The organism is Streptomyces sp. NPDC089915, from assembly GCF_040684675.1.
Taxonomy (GTDB): domain Bacteria; phylum Actinomycetota; class Actinomycetes; order Streptomycetales; family Streptomycetaceae; genus Streptomyces.
In genome coordinates this window covers 1-5,519 of record NZ_JBFBGN010000233.1, presented here as the reverse complement: position 1 = coordinate 5,519, position 5,519 = coordinate 1, and the positions used below count along the sequence as shown (strand labels likewise).

Annotated in this window: 6 protein-coding genes and 1 pseudogene; 4 read left to right on the top strand and 3 right to left on the bottom strand. The window is 70.3% G+C overall.

Features of this window, described 5'->3' with window-relative positions:
- The 3 genes and pseudogenes from AB0O29_RS33885 to AB0O29_RS33875 all read left to right on the top strand — a co-directional run.
- Nucleotides 1–307, top strand: a pseudogene (locus AB0O29_RS33885) (MerR family transcriptional regulator); the annotation flags it as partial.
- A gap of 194 nt (nucleotides 308–501) precedes the next feature.
- Nucleotides 502–924, top strand: coding sequence for a hypothetical protein (locus tag AB0O29_RS33880; RefSeq protein ID WP_365159678.1), 423 nt, complete (start codon nucleotides 502–504; stop codon nucleotides 922–924).
- A gap of 110 nt (nucleotides 925–1,034) precedes the next feature.
- A complete protein-coding gene (locus tag AB0O29_RS33875; protein ID WP_365159675.1) occupies nucleotides 1,035–1,808 on the top strand; it encodes a class I SAM-dependent methyltransferase in 774 nt (257 codons plus the stop codon).
- Between the two features lie 107 nt (nucleotides 1,809–1,915).
- Here AB0O29_RS33875 and AB0O29_RS33870 read toward each other — a convergent pair whose 3' ends face one another.
- The 3 genes from AB0O29_RS33870 to AB0O29_RS33860 form a co-directional block, all read right to left on the bottom strand.
- Entirely contained in the window at nucleotides 1,916–2,341 is a 426-nt protein-coding gene (locus tag AB0O29_RS33870; protein ID WP_365159673.1) for a hypothetical protein, read from the bottom strand.
- 599 nt (nucleotides 2,342–2,940) lie between these two features.
- The gene (locus AB0O29_RS33865) at nucleotides 2,941–3,735 is read right to left on the bottom strand and encodes a hypothetical protein (RefSeq protein ID WP_365159670.1); all 795 of its coding nucleotides are present in this window, start codon (nucleotides 3,733–3,735) and stop codon (nucleotides 2,941–2,943) included.
- Nucleotides 3,736–4,003: 268 nt separating this feature from the next.
- Entirely contained in the window at nucleotides 4,004–4,291 is a 288-nt protein-coding gene (locus tag AB0O29_RS33860) for a hypothetical protein (protein WP_365159667.1), read from the bottom strand.
- 275 nt (nucleotides 4,292–4,566) lie between these two features.
- Between AB0O29_RS33860 and AB0O29_RS33855 the strand changes: the two genes are divergently transcribed.
- Nucleotides 4,567–5,519, top strand: a 953-nt coding sequence (locus AB0O29_RS33855; protein ID WP_365159664.1) for an ATP-binding cassette domain-containing protein, incomplete at its 3' end; no start/stop codon positions are given.

The window sequence follows — 5,519 nt, the reverse complement described above, 5'->3', positions numbered from 1 at the left end:
CGACCGGGCGATACGCGAACGCGTCGGCGAAGCCGCAGCCGTCGGCCTCCTGCCGGCCTCCGCGACCGGTGTGTCCCCCGCCGACGCGCTGGGCGGCCTCTACGCCGACGCGTTCCGGCGGGCGGACGCGGGTGGACTGCGCCACTGGCTCCTGGCCCGGCTGCGGTCCACCGCGGACCCGGACGCCGAGCGCTACTGGCGGTTGCCGGCCACGGTCAACGGCTGGCCCGCGCCGACGGCCCTCGCACCGGTCCACCCCTGGTTCACCGAGGTCTCCGCCGGGAGTGGTGCCGGCCGGCCGGGCTGAGGGGATTGGTGGCGACGGCGGTGGACGGCCGCAGGGCCCGGGGCCTGCTGTGTGAGTCGTGGGGGTCGGGGTGCGGGTTGTTTTTGATCGTGTTCAAATGATGTGGTGTGGCTGTAGGGCCGAAGCATCGGATGTTGGGGGAGAGGTCTGTGGGCATGCCTGCTGGGCTCAGGGGTGGATGGCGGTTGGCCCTCGTGCTGGTGGTCTGTGCGGTGTTCAGCTCGGGGTGTCTGGGTTCTGTCGATCCGAATGAGCTGCCGGGGGTGTACCGGAACGAGAAGGCGGGCGGCGAGATCGTGCTTGGGGCTGATGGGACGTTCTCCGCGACCGGGGTCTCGACCGGGTACACCTCCGGTGCCGCTGACTTCGGCGGCCGGTGGGAGCTCGTGAAGAGGAAGGGGTCGGCCGACTTCGTCTACCTGTCGGTGGATGGAGACGGTCTTGACCGGATCGGTGGGGTTCAGCTCTATGCGGAAGGTGGGGACGAGGTGTACTTCCGTGCTGATCCTGATGGGCCGCCGAACCTGGTGTTGAAGAAGGTGTCCGCACCGAAGTCGGTGCGTGCGGGGCTGAGGCGCGCAGGGGAAGGCCAATACCCGGTGACCGACCACTCCTGACGGGGAGTTGTGGACGTTGCGCAATCCGGTGCTGTGGTCAGCGGGGACGTTGGTGCCGGTCACCAGGGTGACCAGCGCCTCCAGGAAATCCCGCACGGTAATCTACGGTCATGCCGGAGACATCAGTGGCGCGCTTCTATGACGAGCTGGCCGACGACTACCACCTGATCTACTCGGACTGGGACGCGAGCATCCGTCGGCAGGGGGACGCCCTGGACGCGTTGATCGGCCAGGATCGCGCGGCGGTGCTCGACTGTTCCTGCGGCATCGGCACCCAGGCCATCGGCCTGGCACTGCGCGGGCACCGCGTCACCGGGACCGACATCAGCCCCCGCGCCGCCGCCCGCGCCACCGGGGAGGCCGCCCGCCGGAGCCTGAGCCTGCGCACGGCCGCCGCCGACATGCGCCGCCTCCCCTTCGCAGACGGCCAGTTCGATGCGGTCGTCTGCGCCGACAACTCCCTGCCCCACCTGCTGACAGAGCAGGATGTGCACACCGCACTGACTGAGATGCGCCGGGTCCTGCGCCCCGGCGGCCGACTGCTGATCAGCACACGGCCCTACGACGACCTGCTGCGCGATCGCCCGGCTTCGACGCCTCCGCAAGTCCACAGGGTCGCCGAAGCCGACGGAGGACAGCGAACCGTCACCTTCCAGCTCTGGCAGTGGCACGACGACGGCGAGCGCTACGACCTGGAGCACTTCCAACTCCTCCCGGAGGGCGGAGAATGGCGCGTCCAAGTGCGCCGGACCACCTACTGGGCACTTGGCCGGGACCGGCTGGCCGGCCTCGCGGCCCAGGCGGGGTTCGTCGACCCCCAGTGGCGGATGCCCCAGGAGACGGGCTTCTTCCAGCCGCTGCTTGTGGCCCGCGCCGGCGAGTAGACGGTTCCCTCACTCGGCGCGGGAGGGCCGACGCCAGCCGGCCCAGGCCACCTCCTCGGCTCGGGCTCGCCCTCGCCGAACCCGGTCGTTGCGCCCGGCAGGTGCACTCAATCCGCCGTCCGTGAGGCGACGGCTTCGATGCCTGATGCACGCAGCTTCCGCGCCAGGAGCTCCATCTCAGGCAGGGTCCCTGAGTACCGCCCGGTCAAGACCTGATCCAGAACGGCCCGGACGCCGTCCAGTCCGATGCCGAGTTCCGCCCGCAGAACCCGCATGATGGCGGCGTTCTTCGCCGGTGGGGCCACCCGCAACCTTGCCCGCCCGTGCTCGGAGAGCAGTCTGCCGCGCAGCTCCGCCAGCAGGTCACCGCCACACACGGCCACGGCAAACCCGCAGGCCGGACACGTCGCGTCGACATCCCACCGCAGTGCCTCGCCCACCAGCGCCTGTACACCGCACCACTCCGCCTGGGCGCCGCATTCCTGGCACACGGCGGAGTACCTGATGGACTCAGCCAAGATCGTCTTTCCCATAATCACACCCCCAGGAGGAGAGGTTAGACGGCAGGCGGCGAAGGTCATTCCGGGGCACCGGCACGTCCCCCTGGCACCCGAGCCGGCGGTCCGGGCCACGCTGGTCCATTCGCCGACGCCATCTCTCGGGTTCTGGCTCGACTCCTGTGCCCTGCCCTGTCGCTATTTTGGGGATGGTTGGGCGGATATCAGGCGTGATGGGCGGGGCGACCGGGCCGAGGCCACCTCCGAGTCCTGGCTGCGGGATCACCCTGAGGTCCGGATCACCTGCCGCGACCGGGCCGGCTCTGCGCGGCGGTTGGCACTGCACGCGTCGGGCCGATCCGTTGCCCGGGCGCCACGACGGAGTCCTGACGGACGTTCTTGTGATCATTTCCGCCAGCCGCGATCCGACCAGTCCAGCCATCAGCCTTGAGTTCGGCTACACGACCTTCAAGGACGCCCCGCCCTACCTCGACTACACCGGCCCGGCCCTGCCGAAGGAACTCGCCCCCGTCCTCAAAGCCGCCCTGCCTCGGCGGCGGCACGGTCACGGGTGTGCCCGCCATCCATGGGCCCGGCGCATGCGAGGAAGTCGGACTCATCACGGGCCTGCCGGGTCAGCAGGCGATGGTGGTCCAGGAGTGCCCGGGGAAGGTTCGCGAGCCCGCTTGGCCGCTTGCCAGCACGTCGAGTTCGGCGCCGGTGGTCGGAGTGAGGATCGCGAACGACAGCGTGGCCTTGCCGTCCGTGTTGAACACGCCGGACGCCCCCGAGGTGTAGGCCTTCTGACCGACGATCCAGTAGTCGGCCCAGACCGACCGGCCCGCGTACGGCGAGGGCCCGTAGGACGGACCGTGTGCGACGTTCACCGTCACGACGTCCTCGCGGACGTAGGCGTGCCTGCCGCCGACGCCGATGTCGACGGTCTCGCAGCGCTGGGAGACGCCGGTCACGGTCACGTAGTCGTTCCACGTCGAAGCGTCGACGTAGGCGGGATTGTCCCAGGTGCAGGGAGCCAGCGGAACGCTCACGAAGTTGCTGTAGTAGACGCCGTGCACCCACACCTGGTAGGTGACGGTCAGCGTCGCGCCCGGCGGCGGGTTGGACACCGAGAAGTTGAACGTGGCGTTCTTCCTGGCGGTGTCGAACGTGCCGTTGGCGGTGCCGGTCCTGGTGCTGCCGCTGATGGTGTAGGAGGCGGTGATGGTGGAGTCGGTCGGGGGGTAGCCGACGGTCTCGAGGTTGAGGGTGATCCGGTCGACGGGTATTGAGGTCGTCATGGGACCGCTGCCACTGTTCTGTATGGCGCAGTGCTGGTCCACGTTGGGCGCGAACGGTCCGCCCGGGTCGGCGGTGGCGGCTGACGCCCCGGCGGCGGTCAGGCAGATCAGCATGACGAGAGCGGTGGTCACCGCTCTCCACGATCTCCAGGTCTTCCAGGTTCCTCGGGTCCTTCGGGCCATCGCGGGTGCCCCCCCAGGTCGTTGGTGCCGGACGGTGCTCTCCACTTGCGGCGGCAGAGACGCCCGTACGGCACCTATGGTTCCTGGCCCGGTCCACGGTGGAGATCAGCCGCTCCCCAGGCCGGAGCCGAAGGATGAGCAGCCCGCTTTCACGCCCGGGCAGTCCGGATGGGCCCGGCGGGCTCCCGTGTGTGGTGCCCGCCGGGGGTCGGCCGGGTCAGCCGCCCGACTTGATGATGTTGTCGATCAGCGCCTTCAGTAGCCTGGCTTCGGAGCGGGTGCGTTCGGCGTCCGCGTGCATCCCGAGCTGTTCCAGGCGTACGGCCTTGTCGTACAGGAACTCCAAGTGGTGGAGGAGCGCGGGTATGTCGTGGCGGGGGGTCGCGGCGACTGCGGCGGTGGGGCCGGCCTGCCGGGTGGGGGCGGCCTGTGCGGGTGCTGCCGCGAGCAGGGCGCCGCCGGTCAGGGCGGCGGTCAGCGTGATGGCGGCAAGACGATGACGCATGGGGGTGACTCCTTGTCTTCTTGTTTCGTGCCGTGGCGTCCGACTGCGAACCGGGCGAGGCTGCCGAGGAGCGCGTTCATCGGCCTCCTCGCCGGGCGTTGAGCCGGGCCATTGCGTTCGGTCGCCGTATCGTCACCCGGCGACGTCCCCGTTCACGTTCGTCTTTCAGCTCGTTGCCGTCACCCGAAAGTCGTACCGGGCCTGCCCGGTCGTCCGATGCCCCGCCCCCGGCTTTCCGCGGAGTGTGGAGGCTGTTCGTCCAATGGGGCGAGCCGGTGGAAGGGAAGGGCATGCTTCGGGTGCAGGGGTTGCGGAAGAGGTACGGCGACAGGCTTGCCGTGGACGGCCTCTCGTTCACGGTGCGGCCGGGGGTGGTCACGGGCCTCCTCGGCCCGAACGGCGCCGGCAAGTCGACCACGATGCGTCTGATGCTCGGGCTGGACACGGGGGAGGGCAGCACCACCTTCGACGGTGTGCGGTACGCGCAGCTCGGATGCCCGGCCGGGACGGTCGGCTCGCTGACGGACCCGGGTGCCGTGCACCCGGCCCGCAGTACCCACCACCACCTGCGGATGGTCGCCGCCGGCATGGGCCTGCCGGATCGGCGGGTACGGGACGTGCTGTCCCTGGTGGGCCTCGACGGCGTACGCCACTGCCGGACCGGCCGTCTCAGCCCGGGCATGCGGCAACGGCTGGGGCTGGCCACGGCGCTCCTGGGGGATCCGGAGTACCTGATCCTGGACGAACCGGCCGACTGTCTCGATCCGGAAGGCGTGCGCTGGATGCGCCGCTTGCTCGTCGGGCTCGCCGAGGAGGGGCGGGTCGTGCTCGTCTCCTCACACCTGCTGTCGGAGATGGTCACGCTGGCAGGGGACCTGGTGGTGATCGGGCGGGGCCGGCTGATCGCCGCGCAGCCGGCCGAGGAGTTCGTCGCCGCCCACACCCGCTCCGAGGTGGTCGTGCGCACCGATCGGTCGGATGAACTGGCCGCCCTGCTGCGTCAGGAGGGCGCGCAGGCGTGGGCGGACGCGTCGGACGGCCTGATCGTGACCGGTGTCGACGCCGAGTGCGTTGGCGCGGTCGCCGCACGACACCGGCTGGTGGTAATGGAGTTGCGTACGCGGCGCAGCAGTCTGGAGGACGCCTTCCTCGCAGCCGCAGCCGCAGCCGCAGCCGCAGCCGCAGCCGCAGCCGCAGCCGACCGGACCCGGTTCCGGGGGACAGCCGC